Source organism: Terrabacter sp. P5_B1, assembly GCF_056400505.1.
Genome location: NZ_JBFULD010000044.1, coordinates 1 through 17,279 on the forward strand (window position 1 = coordinate 1; position 17,279 = coordinate 17,279).

Below are 17,279 nucleotides of genomic sequence, written 5' to 3' on the forward strand. Positions count from 1 at the left end.
GCGCTGCCCAGCACCTGGACGTCGCTCGTCCACGGCGACACCGCCACGACACGGCCGACGAGACCGTCGGCAGCGACGACCGTCGAGTCCGCGCGGATGCCGTCGCGTGACCCGACGTCGATGGTCACGCTGCGCCCCCCGAGCGGGCTGAGGTCGGTGGCGACGACACGGGCGGGTACGAGAGTGCGCCCCTTCGTGACGCCGGCGCCGAGCAGCTCGTCGAGTCGGCCCAGCTCGTCGAGGCGGTGCCGCTGCTCCGCGGTGACGGCGCGCAGCCTGGTGTTCTCCCCCTCGACCGCGGCGAGCTCGTCGCGCGGTGCTCCCGTCAGGGCGCGCTGGACGGGACCGAGCACGAAGCCCCCCGCCCTGCGCACACCGTCTGCGACCCCCGAACCGGCGAGGTCCGCGAGGAGGAGCGCGAGGGTCAGCGAGGCGAGGACGACGAGGAGACGGCGGCGGAGGGTGGGGTGCATACGGCTAGAGGCGGTGGTCGCCGACGAGGACGCGCTCGAGGCTGTCGAAGTCGTCGACGCAGCGACCGGCTCCTCGGGCCACGGCGCGCAGCGGGTCGTCGGCGACCTGGACGGGCACGCCGAGCTCGTGGCGCATCCGTGCGTCGAGGCCGCGCAGGAGCGCTCCGCCTCCCGTCAGGGTGATGCCGCGGTCGAGGATGTCGCCGGCCAGCTCAGGTGGGCAGACGTCGAGCGTGGCCCGGACGAGCTCGATGATCTGGAGCACCGGTGTCTCGATGGCCCGGCGCACCTCGGCCGAGCCCACCTGCACCGTCTTGGGCAGTCCGGTCACGAGGTCGCGTCCGCGCAGTCGGGTCGTCAGCTCCTCGCGCAGCGGGAACACCGAGCCGACCGCGACCTTGATGTCCTCGGCGCTGCGCTCTCCGAGCAGGAGGGAGTACTCGCTCTTGACGTGGCTGACGAGGGCCTCGTCGATCTCGTCGCCCGCGGTGCGCAGCGAGCTCGACGTGAYGATGCCCCCGAGGCTGATGACCGCGACGTCGGTCGTGCCGCCGCCGATGTCGACCACCATGCTCGCGGCCGTCTCGTAGACCGGCAGGCCCGCCCCGATGGCGGCGGCCATCGGCTCCTCKATCATGTAGACACGACGCGCCCCGCACCGGGTGGCGGCGTCCTCCAGGGCGCGCCGCTCGACCCCGGTGACCTCGCTCGGGACGCAGAGCACCATGCGCGGGCGGACGAGCCGCGACGTGCGCACCTGGTCGATGAACCACCGCAGCATCCGCTCGGTCTCGTCGGCGTCGGAGACGACGCCGTCGCGCAACGGGCGAACGGCACGGATGGTCCCCGGCGCCCGGCCCAGCATCTCCTTGGCGCGGCTCCCCGCGGCGACCAGCCGGCCGCTGCCGACCTCAACGGCCACGACCGACGGCTCCTCGACGACGACCCCGCGCCCACGGACGTGGATCAGGGTGTTCGCGGTGCCGAGGTCGATCGCGAGGTCACGCCCCAGCGGGCGCAGCCACGATCGGGAGGTCATGTCCAGATTGTGCCCTGATCAGCACGTCAGATCGGGGAACCAGATGCCGATCTCGCGTGTGGCGGAATCGTGGGAGTCGGAGCCGTGCACGATGTTCTGCTGCACCTTGGTGCCCCAGTCGCGCCCGAGGTCGCCACGGATGGTGCCCGGAGCCGCGTCGGTCGGGTTGGTGGCGCCGGCGAGGCTGCGGAAGCCCTTGACGCAGTCCTGGCCCTCGACGACGACGGCAGCGACGGGACCCGAGCTCATGAACTCGACGAGGGGCTCGTAGAACGGCTTGCCCTCGTGCTCGGCGTAGTGGGCCGCGAGCTGCTGGCGAGTGGGCGTCAGCACGGAGAGGGCCACGAGCTGGTAGCCCTTGCCCTCGATGCGCCGCAGCACCTCACCGGTGAGGCCGCGCTGGAATCCGTCGGGCTTGACGAGGACGAGGGAGCGTTCGATGGTCACCCGTCCACCCTATCGGCCGCGTCTCCCTCGCCCGCCGCCGCTGCGCGCCGCGCCATCTCGGCGTCGACCTGGGCGCCCTTGACGAGGCAGGTGACCCACAGGGCGAGGAAGAAGAGTCCGACGACGAGCATCATCGGCACCACGAGCGCGCTGAGCAGGGTGAGCGCCTGCACCACCCAGCCCAGCGTCACGCCCCAGGGACGACGCATGAGTCCCGCAGCCACGATGCACAGGGCGCCGAGCCCGAGGCCCACGACGAGGTATGCCGTGCTCGACCCGTTGCCACCCTCGGTCGCCGCGATCGCCCGGGCCACGAGCGCGCCGAGCACGATGCAGATGGACTGGCCGCCGAGCACCGTCGCGAGCATGCGGAAGGTGAACTTGCCGGTCCGGCCGTGGAAGATGATCGAACGCATGGAAGGGGTCGCCTCGGCTGTGTGGTGGGTTGCAGTGGGGCTCAGTAGTTCTGCGCGGTGTCCCAGGTGCGGATGACGGCCCGGGCCTCCGAGCCGCTGGCGCCGGTCGCCTCGGCGTAGAGGCTCATCGCGTCCTCGCGCCGCCCGGCCAGGATGAGCTCGCTGATCCGAACGCGGGCCTCCTCGGTGAGCCGGCCGTCGGTGTACGACGCGGCGGCGTCGCGCACGCCCGGGCCGCGACCCGGGACGAACCAGGCGTCGACGGCGCGTCTGGCGTCGGCGAGCGGGGCCCCGGTGGCCTCACGGTAGATCTTGATCGCGTTGAGCTTGTGCCCGGCACTGATCTCGCGGCTCACCCTGGCACGAACGGTGTCGGTGAGCCCGACGAGCTCCCGGTCGGGATCCTTGCGGCCCATGACCCGACCCCAGACGACGACCGCCATGCCGATCAGGATGAGGAGGAGGACGAGCTTCACCAAGGGGTGCATGGGTGCCAGCCTAGGTCGGGGAGAGGGGCGGTCGGGTTCACACGTCGGTGTGGCCGAGCAACATGCGCACCTCGCCGGCCGTGATGACCGACCCGGTGGCGATGACACCGCCACCCATGCCATCGGCCTCGGCGAGCGTCACGGCCTGCTCGAGGGCGTCGGGCAGGTCCCGGACGACGGTCACCCGGGACTCGCCGAAGACCTCGACGGCCAGCTTGCCGAGGTCCTCGGGTCGCATGGCGCGCGGAGACGAGGAACGGGTGACGACGACGTGGTCGAGGGCGGGCTCGAGCACCTCGAGCATGCCGGCCGCGTCCTTGTCGGCGACGATGCCGACGAGGCCGACCAGGCGGGTGAACGCGAAGGCCTCCTCGAGCGCCGTGACGAGGGAGCGGGCGCCGTGCGGGTTGTGGGCCGCGTCGACGAGAACGGTCGGTGAGCGTCGGACGATCTCGAGGCGTCCGGGCGAGGTCATCGCCGCGACCGCCGCTGTCAGCACCTCGGGCTCGATGCGCTGCTCACCGCCGCCGATGAAGGACTCGACGGCCGCCACGGCGGTGGCGAGGTTGCTCGCCTGGTGCGCGCCGTGGAGCGGGAGGAAGAGGTCGGCATACTCCCCCGCGAGGCCGCGGATCGAGACCTGCTGGCCACCGATGGCGACCTCGCGCGCGAGGACGCCGAAGTCGTTGCCCTCGAAGACGATCCGTGATCCACCAACCTCCTCGACGCGGTCCATGAGCACGCGGGCGACGTCCTCGTCCTGGACGCCCGACACGGTGACGGAGTCGGCCTTGATGATGCCGCTCTTCTCCTCCGCGATGGAGACGACGTCGTCGCCGAGCAGCTGGGTGTGGTCGAGGTCGACGGGGGTCACGACGGCGACCTGGGCATCGAGGACGTTGGTCGCGTCCCACGAGCCGCCGAGGCCGACCTCGATGATGGCGACGTCGACCGGTGCGTCCGCGAAGGCGGCGTAGGCGAGCGCGACCAGCACCTCGAAGAAGTTCATCCGGCGTCCGCCGGACTCGAGGGACCGGGCGTCGACGAGCTCGATCAGCGGTGCGACCTCGTCGTAGGCGGCAATGAACTTCTCACGTGGGATCGGCTTGCCCGACAACGTGATCCGCTCACGGATGTCGTGCAGGTGCGGCGAGGTGAAGCGCCCCGTGGAGAGCCCGCTCTCGCGCAGGATCGCGTCGATCATCCGGCTCGTCGACGTCTTGCCGTTGGTGCCGGTGAGGTGGATCGAGGGGTAGGTCCGCTGCGGGTCGCCGGCGAGCTCCATGACCGCGCGGATGCGGTCCAGCGACGGGCCGATGTCGTTCTCGGGGGCGCGGGCCAGGATCTCCTCCTCGATCTCGCGCATCCGCTTCATCTCCTCGAGGTTGCGGGCCGCCTCGAGGGCTGCGGCATCCGGGCGGCCGGTCATGACGGCTCGCCGGCGTTCAGCTCGCGGACCATCCACACACTCTCCGGAAACCCGGAACCCGGCGTCTCGCGGTGGGTCTCGGTGAACCCGTGCCTGACGTAGAAACGTGCCGCCTGCTGGTTGCCCTCGAGGTAGGACAACGTGATGCGCGGGTGCTCGCTCTCGAGCGCCCGCGCGAGGACGGCGCCCAGCAGCCGAGACCCGATCCCCCGCCCGTGGTGGCCGGGCAGGACGTAGAGCTTCCACAGCACGAAGGCTTCGTCCTGCGGGCCGAACGTCGCCACGCCGACGACGTCGTCCCCCTCGACGGCCACGAGGGTGCGCCCCTTGCGGATCGAGTCGGTGACGACGTCGCTCGTCCACCACTTCGCGAGGCCCATCGCGACGTACTCCGGACCCGCGATGGGTTCGTAGGTCGCGAGCCACGTGCGGTGGCCGACGGACAGGATGCCCGTCAGGTCGTCGCCCACGGCACCGCGGATGGCGACTCCGTCCCCGGCAGCGTCGGTCGGGATCCCCGGGTCGGTCGGTGCGGGCTCGGTCCCCAAGGCGCCGCCCTGGGGATCGGGGGTCGTGCTCACTTCGGCGTCCTCCAGCTCGTGCTCGCGGTTCCGGGCGATCATCGTTTGACCACCAGGATCGTCGCCTCGTGGTTGTCCCCGACGACGACGTCGGTCGGCGTGCCCGGCAGCTTGCCGGCCAGCGCGTGGTCACGCCCGGCGGCGGCGAACTGCGTCGCCAGCGTCTCGCCGACGATGAGGTCGCGGTGGGTGACCGTGGCCTCGAACACCTCGGCGCCGCCGAGGACCGTCAGGCTGATGCGGTCGCTGACATGCAGCCCGGTGTCGCGACGGGCCTGCTGGACGGCGCGGACGAGGTCGCGGGCCAGGCCCTCGGAGGCCAACGCGGGCGTCACGGCCGTGTCGAGGACGACGAAGCCGCCCGAGGGCAGCATCGCCGTGGCGCCGGCCTCGGCGGCGTCGCCGGCGACGACCGTCTCGAGGGCGTACTCCCCCTCGACGAGCGCGAGACCACCGGCAGTGACGGTGCCGTCGGCGTCGACGCTCCAGTCGCCCGACTTGCTGCCCTTGATGGCGCGCTGGACGTCCTTGCCCAGCCGAGGCCCGGCCGCGCGCGCGTTGACGGTGAGGCGCTGGCTGACACCGAAGTCGGCCTCGCTCGCCGTGGCGACGTCGACGAGGGTCAGCGCCTTGACGTTGAGCTCGTCCTGGATGATCCCGCGGAACGGCTCGAGCCTCGCCGGCTCGGGAGCCACGACCGTCAGCTCGGCGAGCGGCAGGCGTGCCCGCAGGCCCCGGGCCTTGCGCAGGCTGGACGCCGTCGAGCAGATCTCGCGGGCTCGGTCCATCGCGACGACGAGCTCGTGGTCGGCGGGCAGGTCGTCGACCGTCGGGTAGTCGGCGAGGTGGACCGACCGCTCCCCCGTCAACCCGCGCCAGATCTCCTCGGTGACGAGAGGCAGCAGCGGGGCGATGGCGCGCGTGACGGTCTCGAGGGCCGTCCACAGCGTGTCGAACGCCGCGAGCGACTCGTCGGTCTCGCCGCCCCAGAAACGGTCACGCGAACGGCGGATGTACCAGTTCGTGAGCACGTCGAGGAAGCTGCGCATCGTGTCGCACGCGGCGGCGATCTCGTAGGCGTCGAGCTGCCCGGTCATGTCGCCGACGAACTCGCGCAGCTTGGCGAGCAGGTAGCGGTCGAGGACGTCGGTCGAGGCGGTCGAGCGCTTCGCCTCGTAGCCCTCACCGCCGCGGGCGGTGTTGGCGTAGAGCGAGAAGAACGACCACGCGTTCCACAGCGGGATCATCACCTGGCGCACGCCGTCGCGGATGCCCTGCTCGGTGACGATGAGGTTGCCGCCGCGCAGGATCGGGCTGCTCATGAGGAACCAGCGCATGGCGTCGGCGCCGTCGCGGTCGAAGACCTCGCTCACGTCGGGGTAGTTGCGCAGCGACTTGCTCATCTTCTGGCCGTCGGAGCCGAGCACGATCCCGTGGCTGACGCACGTCTTGAAGGCAGGCCGGTCGAAGAGTGCGGTGGCGAGGATGTGCATCGTGTAGAACCAGCCGCGCGTCTGGCCGATGTACTCGACGATGAAGTCGCCCGGGAAGTGGTGCTCGAACCAGTCGGCGTTCTCGAACGGGTAGTGGACCTGCGCGAAGCTCATGGATCCGGAGTCGAACCACACGTCGAGGACGTCCTCGACGCGGCGCATCGTGGACTTCCCCGACGGGTCGTCCGGGTTGGGCCGCGTCAGACCGTCGATGAACGGGCGGTGCAGGTCGGTGACCTCGACACCGAAGTCGCGCTCGAGCTCCTCGAACGAGCCGTAGACGTCGACGCGCGGGAACTCTGGGTTGTCGGACTTCCAGACGGGGATCGGGCTGCCCCAGAAGCGGTTTCGCGAGATCGACCAGTCGCGCGCGTTGGCGAGCCACTTGCCGAACTGGCCGTCCTTGATGTGCGAAGGAGTCCACTCGATCTGCTGGTTGAGCTCGAGCATCCGCTCCTTGATCTTCGTCACCTCGACGAACCACGACGACACCGCCATGTAGATGAGGGGCTCGCGGCAGCGCCAGCAGTGCGGGTAGCTGTGGTCGTAGGTCTCACGGCGCAGCAGCACCGTGCCCGCCGTCACCGAGCCGGTCTCGCCCTCACCGCGGGTGGCGGCCTTGAGGTGGTCGATGATGTGGGCGTTCGCGTCGAAGACGTGCATGCCCTCGTAGTCGGTGACGGGCCAGAGGAACCGGCCGTCGGCCCCGACCGGCACGACGGGTTCGATGCCCGCCGCGTCGGTGACGATCTTGTCCTCCTCACCGAAGGCACCGGCCGTGTGGACGAGCCCGGTGCCGTCCTCGGTGGTGACGAAGTCGGCCGGGAAGACGAAGTGCGCGCGCTCGTGCCCCTGGTAGTAGGAGAACGGCGGCGTGAAGGCGCGGCCGAGCAGGTCGGCGCCCTTGAGCCGCTCGACGACCCGGTCGTCGAGGGTGGCCCGGTCCACGTCGGGGCCGAAGAGGTCCTTGGCGTATGCCGCGAGGCGGGCTTCGCCGATGACGTAGCGCTCCGTCGTGCCGGTGACGTCGGACTCGACGACGACGTAGTCGATGTCAGGGCCGACCATGATGCCGAGGTTGGCCGGCAGGGTCCACGGCGTCGTCGTCCAGACGAGCGCGAGCTCGCCGGTCTCGAGCCGCAGGCCGATGGTGACGGCCGGGTCCTGCCGCATCTTGTAGACGTCGTCGTCCATCCGCAGCTCGTGGTTGGACAGCGGCGTCTGGTCGTTCCAGCAGTAGGGCAGCACGCGGAAGCCCTCGTAGACGAGGCCCTTGTCGTGGAGCTGCTTGAACGCCCAGATGACCGACTCCATGTAGTCGGGCTCGAGCGTCTTGTAGTCGTGGTCGAAGTCGACCCAGCGGGCCTGGCGCGTCACGTAGTCGCGCCACTCGCCGGTGTACTTCAGCACCGAGCTGCGGCAGGCGTCGTTGAACCTGTCGATGCCGAGCTCGACGATGTCCTGCTTGGTCTTGAGTCCGAGCTGGCGCTGCGCCTCGAGCTCGGCGGGCAAACCGTGGGTGTCCCAGCCGAAGCGGCGCTCGACGCGCTTGCCGCGCATCGTCTGGTAGCGCGGGACGATGTCCTTGACATAGCCGGTGAGCAGGTGGCCGTAGTGCGGCAGGCCGTTGGCGAACGGCGGCCCGTCGTAGAAGACGAACTCGTTGTCGCCGTCGGTCCCGGCCTCGCGGCCCTCGACCGACGCGATGAACGTGCCGTCCTCGTCCCAGTACCTCAGGACGCGCTGCTCGATCTCGGGGAAGCGCGGGTTGGACGGGACGCCCGAGCCGGTCGCTGGCTGGTTGGCGTCGTCGTTCGTGGTGACCCGGGGGTAGGTCATGCTCGTGGTCTCCTGCGTTCGCGTCTGTTGGTCGCTCGTCTGGTCACTCGTCCGTGCCACGAGGACGACGTCTCCTGCCGGAGGCTGCCGCGGTACCACCCCGCTTGCCGCACCCTCCCACCCTCTCGGGCAGGCGGCATACGGCCGCTCTTGTCGAAGGCTGTGACGGGCCCACCCGTCCGGGTCTAGTGGGAGCTTGCGCCCTGTTCTTCCGGAGGCTCGCCGCTGATGACGGCTCGAACGCCTGTGCGCGCCAGTCTAGCCTGATCGACCGGGTGTGCCGGCCTGCGGAGACCCCGCCCGCGGCTCGGGGGCGCGTTTGGCAGGATGACGTCATGACCGAAGTGGACACGACAGGTGCGTGGCTGAGCCGCGAGGACCTCGACAACGCCCGGGACCGGCTGCCGATCCTCTACGTGCACGCGATCCCGGTCCGGGTCGACGACCGCGGCGTCGTCACCCATGTCGGGCTGCTGCTGCGGGCCGACAGCGACGGAGGCATCGGTCAGGAGGTCGTCGGCGGCCGCGTGCTCTACCACGAGCGCATCCGCGACGCCCTCGTGCGCCACGTCGAGAGCGACCTCGGCCCGATGGCGCTCCCCCGGATCCCGCTGTCGCCGCAGCCGTTCACGGTCGCCGAGTTCTTCCCGACGCCTGGCGTCACGCCCTTCCACGACCCGCGCCAGCACGCCGTCTCGCTGGCCTTCGTCGTCGCGGTCACGGGCGACTGCACACCCCAGCAGGACGCCCTCGACCTGTCCTGGGTGACCCCCGAGGAGGCGGCGTCGATCGCGGTCCGGGGCGAGATGTCCGGCTCGCACGGCGTCCTCGTGCGCCAGGCACTGGCGCACGTCGGCTTCCCCGTCTGACCCCCATTCGCGCGAAACCCGCGCGGGCGAACCCCGCCCGGCCACGAGGGCAGGAACTCCTGCGCACCCGGGTCAGTGCTGGTGCTCGAGGAGCTCCTGACGACCCGAACCCAGGACAGTGAGCGGCAGCAGGGTCTTGCCGGTCGGGCCGATCTCGATCTCCGTGCCCATCTGGGGGCACACGCCGCAGTCGAAGCAGGGGGTCCAACGGCAGTCGTCGACCTCGGTCTCGTCGAGGGCGTCCTGCCAGTCCTCCCAGAGCCAGTCCTTGTCGAGGCCGGAGTCGAGGTGGTCCCAGGGCAGCACCTCGGACTCGCCGCGCTCGCGCGTGGTGTACCAGGCGAGGTCGACCGGGACGTCGGCGAACGCCTCGTCGGCGCACCGCATCCACCGCTCGTAGGAGAAGTGCTCGCTCCAGCCGTCGAAACGACCACCGTCGCGCCACACGGCCTCGATGACCTTGCCGACGCGGCGGTCGCCGCGCGACAGCAGGCCCTCGACGATGCCGGGCTGGCCGTCGTGGTAACGGAACCCGATGGACGAGCCGTAGCGCTTGTCGGCGCGGATGGCGTCACGGAGCTTGGCCAGGCGCGCGTCGGTCTCCTCGACGCCGAGCTGCGAGGCCCACTGGAACGGCGTGTGGGGCTTGGGCACGAAGCCGCCGATCGAGACGGTGCAGCGGATGTCACGGCGTCCTGAGACCTGGCGTCCCGTCTCGATGACGCGCTTGGCGAGCTCGGCGATCTGGAGCACGTCCTCGTCGGTCTCGGTGGGCAGCCCGCACATGAAGTAGAGCTTGACCTGGCGCCAGCCGGCACCGTAGGCCGCGGCCACGGTCGAGATGAGGTCCTCCTCGGACACCATCTTGTTGATCACCTTGCGGATGCGCTCGGACCCGCCCTCGGGCGCGAACGTCAGCCCGGACCGGCGCCCGTTGCGGGTCAGCTCGTTGGCGAGGTCGATGTTGAAGGCGTCGACGCGGGTCGACGGGAGCGACAGGCCGGTCTGCGTGCCCTCGTAACGGTCGGCGAGGCCCTTCGTGAGGTCGGCGATCTCGGAGTGGTCGGCGGACGACAGCGACAGCAGGCCGACCTCCTCGAAACCCGTTGCAGCGAGACCGCGCTCGACCATCTCGCCGATGCCGGTGATCGACCGCTCGCGCACCGGTCGGGTGATCATGCCCGCCTGGCAGAAGCGGCAGCCGCGCGTGCAGCCGCGGAAGATCTCGACCGACATGCGCTCGTGCACGGACTCGGCGAGCGGCACGAGCGGCTGCTTCGGGTAGGGCCACGCGTCGAGGTCCATGACCGTGTGCTTCGACACGCGCCACGGCACCCCGGGCGCCGCGGTGCTCGGCGCGACGCGCTGGATGCGTCCGTCGGACAGGTAGCTGACGTCGTAGAACGCCGGGACGTAGACGCCGCCGGTGCGCGCCAGGCGCAGCAGGACCTCCCGGCGACCGCCGGGACGACCCTCGGCCTTCCACGCCCCGACGATGTCGGTGACCGCCAGCACGGCCTCCTCGCCGTCACCGACGATGGCGGCGTCGAGAAACGAGGCGATCGGCTCGGGGTTGAAGGCTGCGTGACCGCCGGCGATGACGATCGGGTCGTCGACGTCGCGGTCCACCGAGTGCAGCGGGATGCCGGCGAGGTCGAGCGCCGTGAGCATGTTGGTGTAGCCGAGCTCGGTCGAGAAGCTGAGGCCGAAGAGGTCGAAGTCGCGCACCGACCGGTGCCCGTCGACCGTGAACTGCGGCAGGCCCGCCTCGCGCAGCTGCGCCTCCATGTCGGGCCACACGGCATACGTGCGCTCGGCGAGGGCGTCGGGACGCTCGTTGAGGACCTCGTAGAGGATCATGACGCCCTGGTTGGGCACGCCCACCTCGTATGCGTCGGGGTACATCAGTGCCCAACGCGTCGTCAGCTCGGTGCCGTCGGGACCGTGGCCACCCACGTTCCAGTCCTTGACCGTGGAGTTGAGCTCGCCGCCGACGTACTGGATGGGCTTGTTGACCCGCTCCAGCAGGGGCTCGAGGGCGTTGAACAGTGACTCTCCGGGCATTGGACCATGGTACGTGCGCACCGCCGGACGCCGAAAACGTGGGCGAACGGGGCACCTGGCCGAAGCACGGGACGCCTCCGGCCTGCCCGCCCTACCCTGAGGCGGAGGAGGCAAGGGTGACCACGGAGCCGACGGCGATCCACGTGGAGGTGCTGCCCGCACGGCTGGGCGACTGCCTTCTCGTCGAGTGCCCGCGCCCCGCGGGTCCGACGTGGCGGATGCTCGTCGACGGGGGGCCGCCCGACACCTGGCCGCTCCTCGAGGCGCGGCTGCGTCACCTCGACCCCGCCGACCGCCACATCGACGTCGCGGTGATCACCCACGTCGACAACGACCACATCGGCGGCATGCTCGCGTTCCTCTCGAGCGACCTCGCCGCCGATGTCGGGGACTTCTGGTTCAACGGGCGCACCCACCTGCCCAGCGCGCCGGGCGTCGCGCGGAGCATCGACCAGGGGGAGGACGTCGTCGCCGCGCTCCTCGGCCAGGCGCCGGCACCAGCCGGTGCGCCGACCGCCGGCGGCCCTCCGGGGCACGCGGCCGACAAGACCCGGCCCTGGAACGAGGCCTTCGGCCGGGGGCCCATCGACACGGGCCCTACGGGCGGTCACATCGAGGTCGCCGTGCCCGACGGGCCCACGATCACCGTCCTCTCACCCACGAACGAGCGCCTGGTGCGCCTCGCGGACTCGTGGTCCGCCGCCCTCCGGGAAGCCCTGCACGGCCCCGCTCGCGAGGTGGGGGTCGACGTGCTCGCACCGCTCGACGACCTGCAGCACATCGCGGAGCAGCACACGGTCCAGGACGCCTCCGTGCCCAACGGCAGCAGCATCGCCCTGCTCGTCGAGCACCACGGCGCGAGCGTCCTGCTCGGGGCCGACGCGTACGGCACCGTCCTCGCGTCCGCTCTGCACGGCCTGGCGCGGGCCCGCGGCGCCCAGACCATGGCCGTCGACGCGCTCAAGCTGCCCCACCACGGGAGCCAGGCCAACGTCGTCGCGGCCCTGCTCCAGGCGGCGCCGGCCAGCTACTACCTCGTCTCCACCAACGGCGACGTCTTCCACCACCCCGACGACGCCGCGATGGCCCGCGTCGTGCTCGACGCGCCGACCGGGCCCTCCCTGTGGTTCAACTACCGCACCCCGCGCACCGAGCGGTGGGCCGACCCGCGCCTCATCGCGCAGCACGGCTACCACGTCGCCTTCCCCGACCCGGCGCACGCCGACGCCGGGATCGTCCTCGACCTCCCGGCGCGGCGCTGAGGCCGGCGCCGTCAGGCGCCGTCGTACATCGCGTCGATCTCGGCCCGGTGCTTCTCGGTCACCGCCTTGCGGCGCAGCTTCATGCTCGGCGTGAGGTCGCCCGCCTCGACCGTGAGGTCCTGGTCGAGGATGGTGAACTTCTTGATCGTCTCCCAGCGGTTGAGGCCCTCGTTGAGCTGGTCGACGTAGCGCTGGACGAGCGCGCGCGCCTGCGGTGAGGCCACGACCTCGGTGTACGACTTGCCGACCAGCCCCACCGTCGGGGCCCACCCGGCCACTGCGTCGGGGTCGAGCGTCACGAGCGCCGTCGCGTAGTTGTGGCCGGCGCCGTGCACGAGGAACTGGCTGACGAACGGGCACAGGCCCTTGAAACGCGCCTCGATCTCGGCCGGCGCGACGTACTTGCCGCCCGAGGTCTTGAAGAGGTCCTTCTTGCGGTCGGTGACGTAGAGGAAGCCGCGCTCGTCGACGCGGCCGATGTCGCCGGTGTGGAACCAGCCGTCCTCGGTCAGCACCTCAGCGGTCGCCCCGGCGTTGTTGTGGTAGCCGCGCATGACACCGGGACCCTTGACGAGGATCTCGCCGTCCTCCTCCGCGATGCGCACCTCGGTGCCCGGCAGCGGCCAGCCGACCGATCCGTACTGGTACGCACCGTGGTCGGGGGCGTTGACGGTCGTGCCGGACGACGTCTCGGTCAGGCCGTAGCCCTCCTGGACGAGCAGACCGACCGAGCCGAACCAGCGGGCGACGTCGGCGTTGAGCGGGGCGGACCCGCTGATCATGAAACGGACCCGCCCGCCGAAGCGCTCCTGCACCTTGTGCAGCACGAGCCTCGTCGCAAGGTCGTGCCTGCGGCGCAGGCCCGACGAGGGCTCCTCGCCGCGGGCCCGCACGTCGCGCATCTCGCCGCCGACCGCCAGCGCCCAGTCGATGAGCCGCTTCTTGATGCCCTTCTCCCCAGCGAACATCAGCGCGATGCGCCCGTGCGCCTTCTCGAAGATGCGCGGCGGACCGGCCATGAAGGTCGGCTTGATGACCGCCATGTTCTCGACGATCCGGTCGACGCGGCCGTCGACGGCCGTCGGGAAGCCGATCTGCAGGCCCGTGGCGACGAGCATCTTGCCGAAGACGTGCGAGAGCGGCAGCCAGAGGAACTGGAGGTCGTCCTTGGTGAACGTGCCGATCGCGTCGATGACGGCGCCCTCGTAGACGACACTGTCGTGCACGAGCCGCACGCCCTTGGGGCGGCCCGTCGTGCCGGACGTGTAGATCACGACGGCGAGGGACTCGGGGTCCAGCTGGTCGATGCGCGAGTCCACGAGGTCGGGGGTGGCGGCGAGCCACTCCCGCCCACGCTCGGCGAGCTGGTCGGTCGTGATGACCCAGCGGTCGTCGCTGCCCGGCCCGGTCAGCGCGATGACCTGCCGCACGCCGGGGATCTCCGAGCGCACGGCCTGGAGCTTGGCGACCTGCTCCTCGTTCTCGGCGAAGACGATGCCACTGCCCGAGTCGTCGAGGATGTAGGCGACGTCCTCGGCGATCGTCGTCGGGTAGACGGTCGTCGTCGCGCCTCCGGCGCAGATGACGGCGAGGTCGGCCAGGATCCACTCGACCCGGGTGGTCGAGGCGATGGCGACGCGGTCCTCCAGTTGCACCCCGAGGCTGATGAGCCCCGCGGCCCACTGCTCGACGATCTCGTGGGTCTGCCGCCACGTCAGGGTGGTGAGCTCGCTCGAGCCGTCCGCGAAGTGGAGGTAGGCGGCAGCGTCGGGCGTCGCCCGGACCCGGCTGCGGAAGAGCGCGCCCACGCTGGGTGCGCGCCCCTCGAGGATGCTCTGGTCGACGTGCCGGTCGGCGAGTGCCTGGAGGGGCATCTGGACTCCTTTGTCACTGGGGCCGGCCCGTCATCGGCGTCTGCGGGGGCCGCCATGCCGGGATGATGTCAACAATCGGCTCCCCAGTCACGCACTCGGGGGCTTCCTCATCGAAACGTGACCCGAACCGGGTCAGCCCCGGAACCCGCCCCTGACCCGGCCGGCAGCACGCCGCGGGAACGGCCCGCGGCGCTGGGACACCGCGGCGACGTTCCCGACGAGGCCGATGGCGACCCACGAGGCGATGAGCGAGGACCCTCCGCTCGACACGAACGGCAGCGGGAGGCCGGTGACGGGCATGAGCCCGAGGTTCATCCCGATGTTCTCGAACGCCTGCACGCCCATCCACACGGCGACGCCGATCGCGACGAGACGGCCGAACGCGTCCGCCCGGCGTGCCACGACGACGCAGCGCGCGACGATGAAGGCGATGAGCACGACGATCCCGGCGGCGCCGACGAACCCGAGCTCCTCCCCCGCGACGGAGAAGACGAAGTCGGTCTCCTGGAACGGGATGAACCCGCCCTGCGTCTGGCGCCCCTCGAAGAGGCCCTGGCCGCCGAGGCCCCCGGAACCGATGGCGATGCGCACCTGGCGGGTCTGGTAGCCGATGCCCTGCGGATCGAGCGACGGGTCGAGGAAGGCCCGCAGCCGGTTGCGCTGGTAGCCCGACAGGACCGGGGTGAGGAAGGCCGCGGCCACGGCCCCGGCTCCCGCGACGAGCACCGTCGCCGTCCACAGCCCCGGCGCCCCCGCGGCGGCGATGATGACGACCGCCATGGCCATGAGCACCAGGGCCGAGCCGAGGTCGGGCTGGGCCAGGACGAGCACGACGGGTATGCCGGCCACGACCCACGCGAGCACGACGTCGCGGTGCGGCTGGCGAAGCCCACGCTCACCACGCTCCGCCAGGAGCATGGCGAGACCGACGGCGAGAGCCACCTTCATGAGCTCCGACGGCTGCAGGCTCATGCCCCCCGGCAGGCGGATCCAGGAGCGGGACCCGTTGACCGTCGACCCGAGCGGCGAGACGACGGCGGCGAGGCCGAGGACGGCGAGCACGTAGACGAGCGGGGCCACCGCGCGCACCGTCCGCACGTCGAGGCGGGTCACGGCAGCCGCACACGCCAGGCCGACGCCGAGCGCCACGAGCTGCTTGAGCGCCGCCGTGCCGCCGGACGACGCCCGGGTGGCCGACCAGATGAGCACGACGCCGACGACGGAGAGCCCCAGCGCCCCGATGAGCAGGCCGAGGTCGAGCTGCATCCACGACGATCCCGCGCCTCGCCGACCCCTCGGGGCACGGGGCCGTCCCATGACGCGGGCGGGTCGCCGGACCGGGCCCGCTAGGACGGGACGATCGCCGACAGGATCTCGCGACACCGCGCCACGTCCTGCGCCATCTGCCCCACCAGCGCGTCGATCGTCTCGAACTTCAGGGTCGGCCGCAGGTGCGAGACGAACTCGACCGCGACGCGCTCGCCGTAGAGGTCGAGGTCGGTGCGGTCGAGGACGTAGGCCTCGACCCGGCGCTGGTGGCCGTCGAACGTCGGGTTGGTCCCGACCGACACGGCGGCGGGCAGGGCGCGGTCCGGGGCACCCTCGGGGAGGTCGAGACGGACGAGCCACCCGGCATACACCCCGTCGGCGGGCACGAGGCCCTCGTGGTCCTGGGAGAGGTTCGCCGTCGGGTAGCCGAGCTCGCGGCCGCGGTGGTCCCCGTGCACGACCGCGCCGGTGACGCGGTGCGGGCGGCCGAGGATCTGGGCTGCGTGGTCGGTGTTTCCGGCGAGCAGCTCGGCCCGCAGCTGCGTCGAGCTCCAGCGAGCGCCATCGCTGGCCCCCTCGCCGATGTCCTCGAGGGCGATGACCTCGAAGCCGTGCGCGGCCCCCAGCTCACGCAGGGTGCCGACGTCGCCGGAGTTGCGCACGCCGAACCGGGTGTCCTTGCCGACGACGACCGCGCACGCCCCCAGGGCCTCGACGAAGGTGCCGCGGACGAACTCCTCTGGCGTCTGCTGGGCGAAGTCACGGGTGAACTCGAGGACGAGCACTGCCGCGAGGCCCACCGAGTCGAGGGCGTCGAGGCGCTGCTCCAGCGACATGACCGCCGCGGGCGCCCGGTCGGGGTAGAGGACCGCGATCGGGTGTGGTTCGAAGGTCACGGCGACGGGAAGTGCGTCCCGCTGGGCGGCCTCACGCACGACGCGCGTCAGCACCTCGCGGTGCCCGCGGTGCACCCCGTCGAAGTTTCCGAGGGTGACGACGGTGGGCCCGAGGTCGGCCGGGATGTCGTCGAGTCCGTACCAGCGCTGCACGGCGACCACTGTAGTGGGCGTGCCGGAGCGGACGTCCGAAGGCTCGGGCACCAGGCTCAGACCCCGGCCCCGGACGCGGCGAAGACCACCTTGGCGCGCGCCGTCGATCGCGTCTCGTCGAGCACCGCGACGAGGCGTCCCTCGGGGTCGATCGCAGCAACCGCGTCGGCGCCGGCCACGGCGCTGGGAATGCGCTGTCCGTAGCCGAGCGCGGTGGCCTCCTCCGTCGAGACCTCGTGCACGGGCAGCTGCGCCCGAGCCGCCTCGGCGATGGGGATCAGGGGTATGCCGTCCGGGCCGTCCGCCTCGGACCTGGCCATGAGGTCGTCGAGCGACGCGGCGTCCCCGATCCCGAACCGGCCCACACGCGTGCGCCGGAGCTCGGTCAGGTGTCCCCCGACGCCCAGGGCGGCGCCGAGGTCCCGGGCGAGGGCGCGGACGTAGGTGCCCGACGACACGTCGAGCTCGACGACGACGTCGACGACGTCGATGGCGGGACCGACCTCGAGCGTCGCCGTGCCCGGACGCACCGAGAGCACGTCGAACCGGCTCACCGTCACCGGACGCGCCGGGAGGTCGACCGTGTCGCCCTGGCGCACGCGCGTGTAGCTGCGCACGCCCTTGACCTTGATCGCGCTGACGGCGCTCGGCACCTGCTCGATGTCACCGGTCAGGGCTGCGACGGCG

The 17,279-nt window shown here is 71.4% G+C and carries 15 protein-coding genes; 2 read left to right on the forward strand and 13 right to left on the reverse strand.

The genetic code is table 11. The annotated features are described in order from the left end of the window. From mreC to ileS, 8 genes are all read right to left on the reverse strand, one after another. A partial coding sequence (mreC, locus tag AC1DP0_RS05370) for a rod shape-determining protein MreC (RefSeq protein WP_478082831.1) occupies nucleotides 1–473 on the reverse strand: 473 nt, incomplete at its 3' end. A 4-nt stretch (nucleotides 474–477) separates the two neighbouring features. After that, the gene (mreB, locus tag AC1DP0_RS05375) at nucleotides 478–1,512 is read right to left on the reverse strand and encodes a rod shape-determining protein MreB (protein ID WP_478082832.1); all 1,035 of its coding nucleotides are present in this window, start codon (nucleotides 1,510–1,512) and stop codon (nucleotides 478–480) included. An 18-nt stretch (nucleotides 1,513–1,530) separates the two neighbouring features. Beyond that, nucleotides 1,531–1,959, reverse strand: coding sequence for a nucleoside-diphosphate kinase (gene ndk, locus AC1DP0_RS05380; protein WP_478082833.1), 429 nt, complete (start codon nucleotides 1,957–1,959; stop codon nucleotides 1,531–1,533). Then, nucleotides 1,956–2,375 (reverse strand): DUF4233 domain-containing protein, encoded by a 420-nt coding sequence (locus AC1DP0_RS05385; protein ID WP_478082834.1) that lies wholly within the window; start codon nucleotides 2,373–2,375, stop codon nucleotides 1,956–1,958. The genes ndk and AC1DP0_RS05385 overlap by 4 nt, the downstream gene beginning before the upstream one ends. A gap of 41 nt (nucleotides 2,376–2,416) precedes the next feature. Further along, entirely contained in the window at nucleotides 2,417–2,863 is a 447-nt protein-coding gene (locus AC1DP0_RS05390; RefSeq protein WP_478082835.1) for a hypothetical protein, read from the reverse strand. 37 nt (nucleotides 2,864–2,900) lie between these two features. Beyond that, on the reverse strand, nucleotides 2,901–4,292 hold the full coding sequence (locus AC1DP0_RS05395) for a bifunctional folylpolyglutamate synthase/dihydrofolate synthase (protein ID WP_478082836.1): 1,392 nt from the start codon (nucleotides 4,290–4,292) through the stop codon (nucleotides 2,901–2,903). Next, nucleotides 4,289–4,873 carry a GNAT family N-acetyltransferase gene (locus tag AC1DP0_RS05400; protein ID WP_478082837.1) on the reverse strand — a complete coding sequence of 195 codons (585 nt, stop codon included), beginning with the start codon at nucleotides 4,871–4,873 and terminating at the stop codon, nucleotides 4,289–4,291. The genes AC1DP0_RS05395 and AC1DP0_RS05400 overlap by 4 nt, the downstream gene beginning before the upstream one ends. 38 nt (nucleotides 4,874–4,911) lie before the next feature. After that, a complete protein-coding gene (gene ileS / locus AC1DP0_RS05405) occupies nucleotides 4,912–8,205 on the reverse strand; it encodes an isoleucine--tRNA ligase (protein ID WP_478082838.1) in 3,294 nt (1,097 codons plus the stop codon). Nucleotides 8,206–8,540: 335 nt separating this feature from the next. On the opposite strand from ileS, the gene AC1DP0_RS05410 reads away from it, so the two are divergent. Next, nucleotides 8,541–9,074: an NUDIX hydrolase family protein gene (locus tag AC1DP0_RS05410; protein ID WP_478082839.1), complete on the forward strand. Its 534-nt coding sequence runs from the start codon at nucleotides 8,541–8,543 to the stop codon at nucleotides 9,072–9,074. A 72-nt stretch (nucleotides 9,075–9,146) separates the two neighbouring features. Here AC1DP0_RS05410 and AC1DP0_RS05415 read toward each other — a convergent pair whose 3' ends face one another. Beyond that, on the reverse strand, nucleotides 9,147–11,138 hold the full coding sequence (locus AC1DP0_RS05415; RefSeq protein ID WP_478082840.1) for a TIGR03960 family B12-binding radical SAM protein: 1,992 nt from the start codon (nucleotides 11,136–11,138) through the stop codon (nucleotides 9,147–9,149). A 116-nt stretch (nucleotides 11,139–11,254) separates the two neighbouring features. Between AC1DP0_RS05415 and AC1DP0_RS05420 the strand changes: the two genes are divergently transcribed. Then, complete coding sequence (locus AC1DP0_RS05420; protein ID WP_478082841.1) at nucleotides 11,255–12,400, forward strand: MBL fold metallo-hydrolase; 1,146 nt, start codon at nucleotides 11,255–11,257, stop codon at nucleotides 12,398–12,400. An 11-nt stretch (nucleotides 12,401–12,411) separates the two neighbouring features. Here the strand turns inward: AC1DP0_RS05420 and AC1DP0_RS05425 are convergent, their stop codons facing one another. The 4 genes from AC1DP0_RS05425 to truB all read right to left on the reverse strand — a co-directional run. After that, nucleotides 12,412–14,274 (reverse strand): AMP-dependent synthetase/ligase, encoded by a 1,863-nt coding sequence (locus AC1DP0_RS05425; RefSeq protein WP_478082842.1) that lies wholly within the window; start codon nucleotides 14,272–14,274, stop codon nucleotides 12,412–12,414. A gap of 132 nt (nucleotides 14,275–14,406) precedes the next feature. Beyond that, nucleotides 14,407–15,540: a rod shape-determining protein RodA gene (gene rodA / locus AC1DP0_RS05430; protein WP_478082843.1), complete on the reverse strand. Its 1,134-nt coding sequence runs from the start codon at nucleotides 15,538–15,540 to the stop codon at nucleotides 14,407–14,409. 80 nt (nucleotides 15,541–15,620) lie between these two features. Continuing rightward, nucleotides 15,621–16,592, reverse strand: coding sequence for a bifunctional riboflavin kinase/FAD synthetase (locus AC1DP0_RS05435; RefSeq protein WP_478082844.1), 972 nt, complete (start codon nucleotides 16,590–16,592; stop codon nucleotides 15,621–15,623). Between the two features lie 56 nt (nucleotides 16,593–16,648). Then, on the reverse strand, nucleotides 16,649–17,279 hold a 631-nt coding region (gene truB / locus AC1DP0_RS05440; RefSeq protein WP_478082845.1), incomplete at its 5' end, for a tRNA pseudouridine(55) synthase TruB.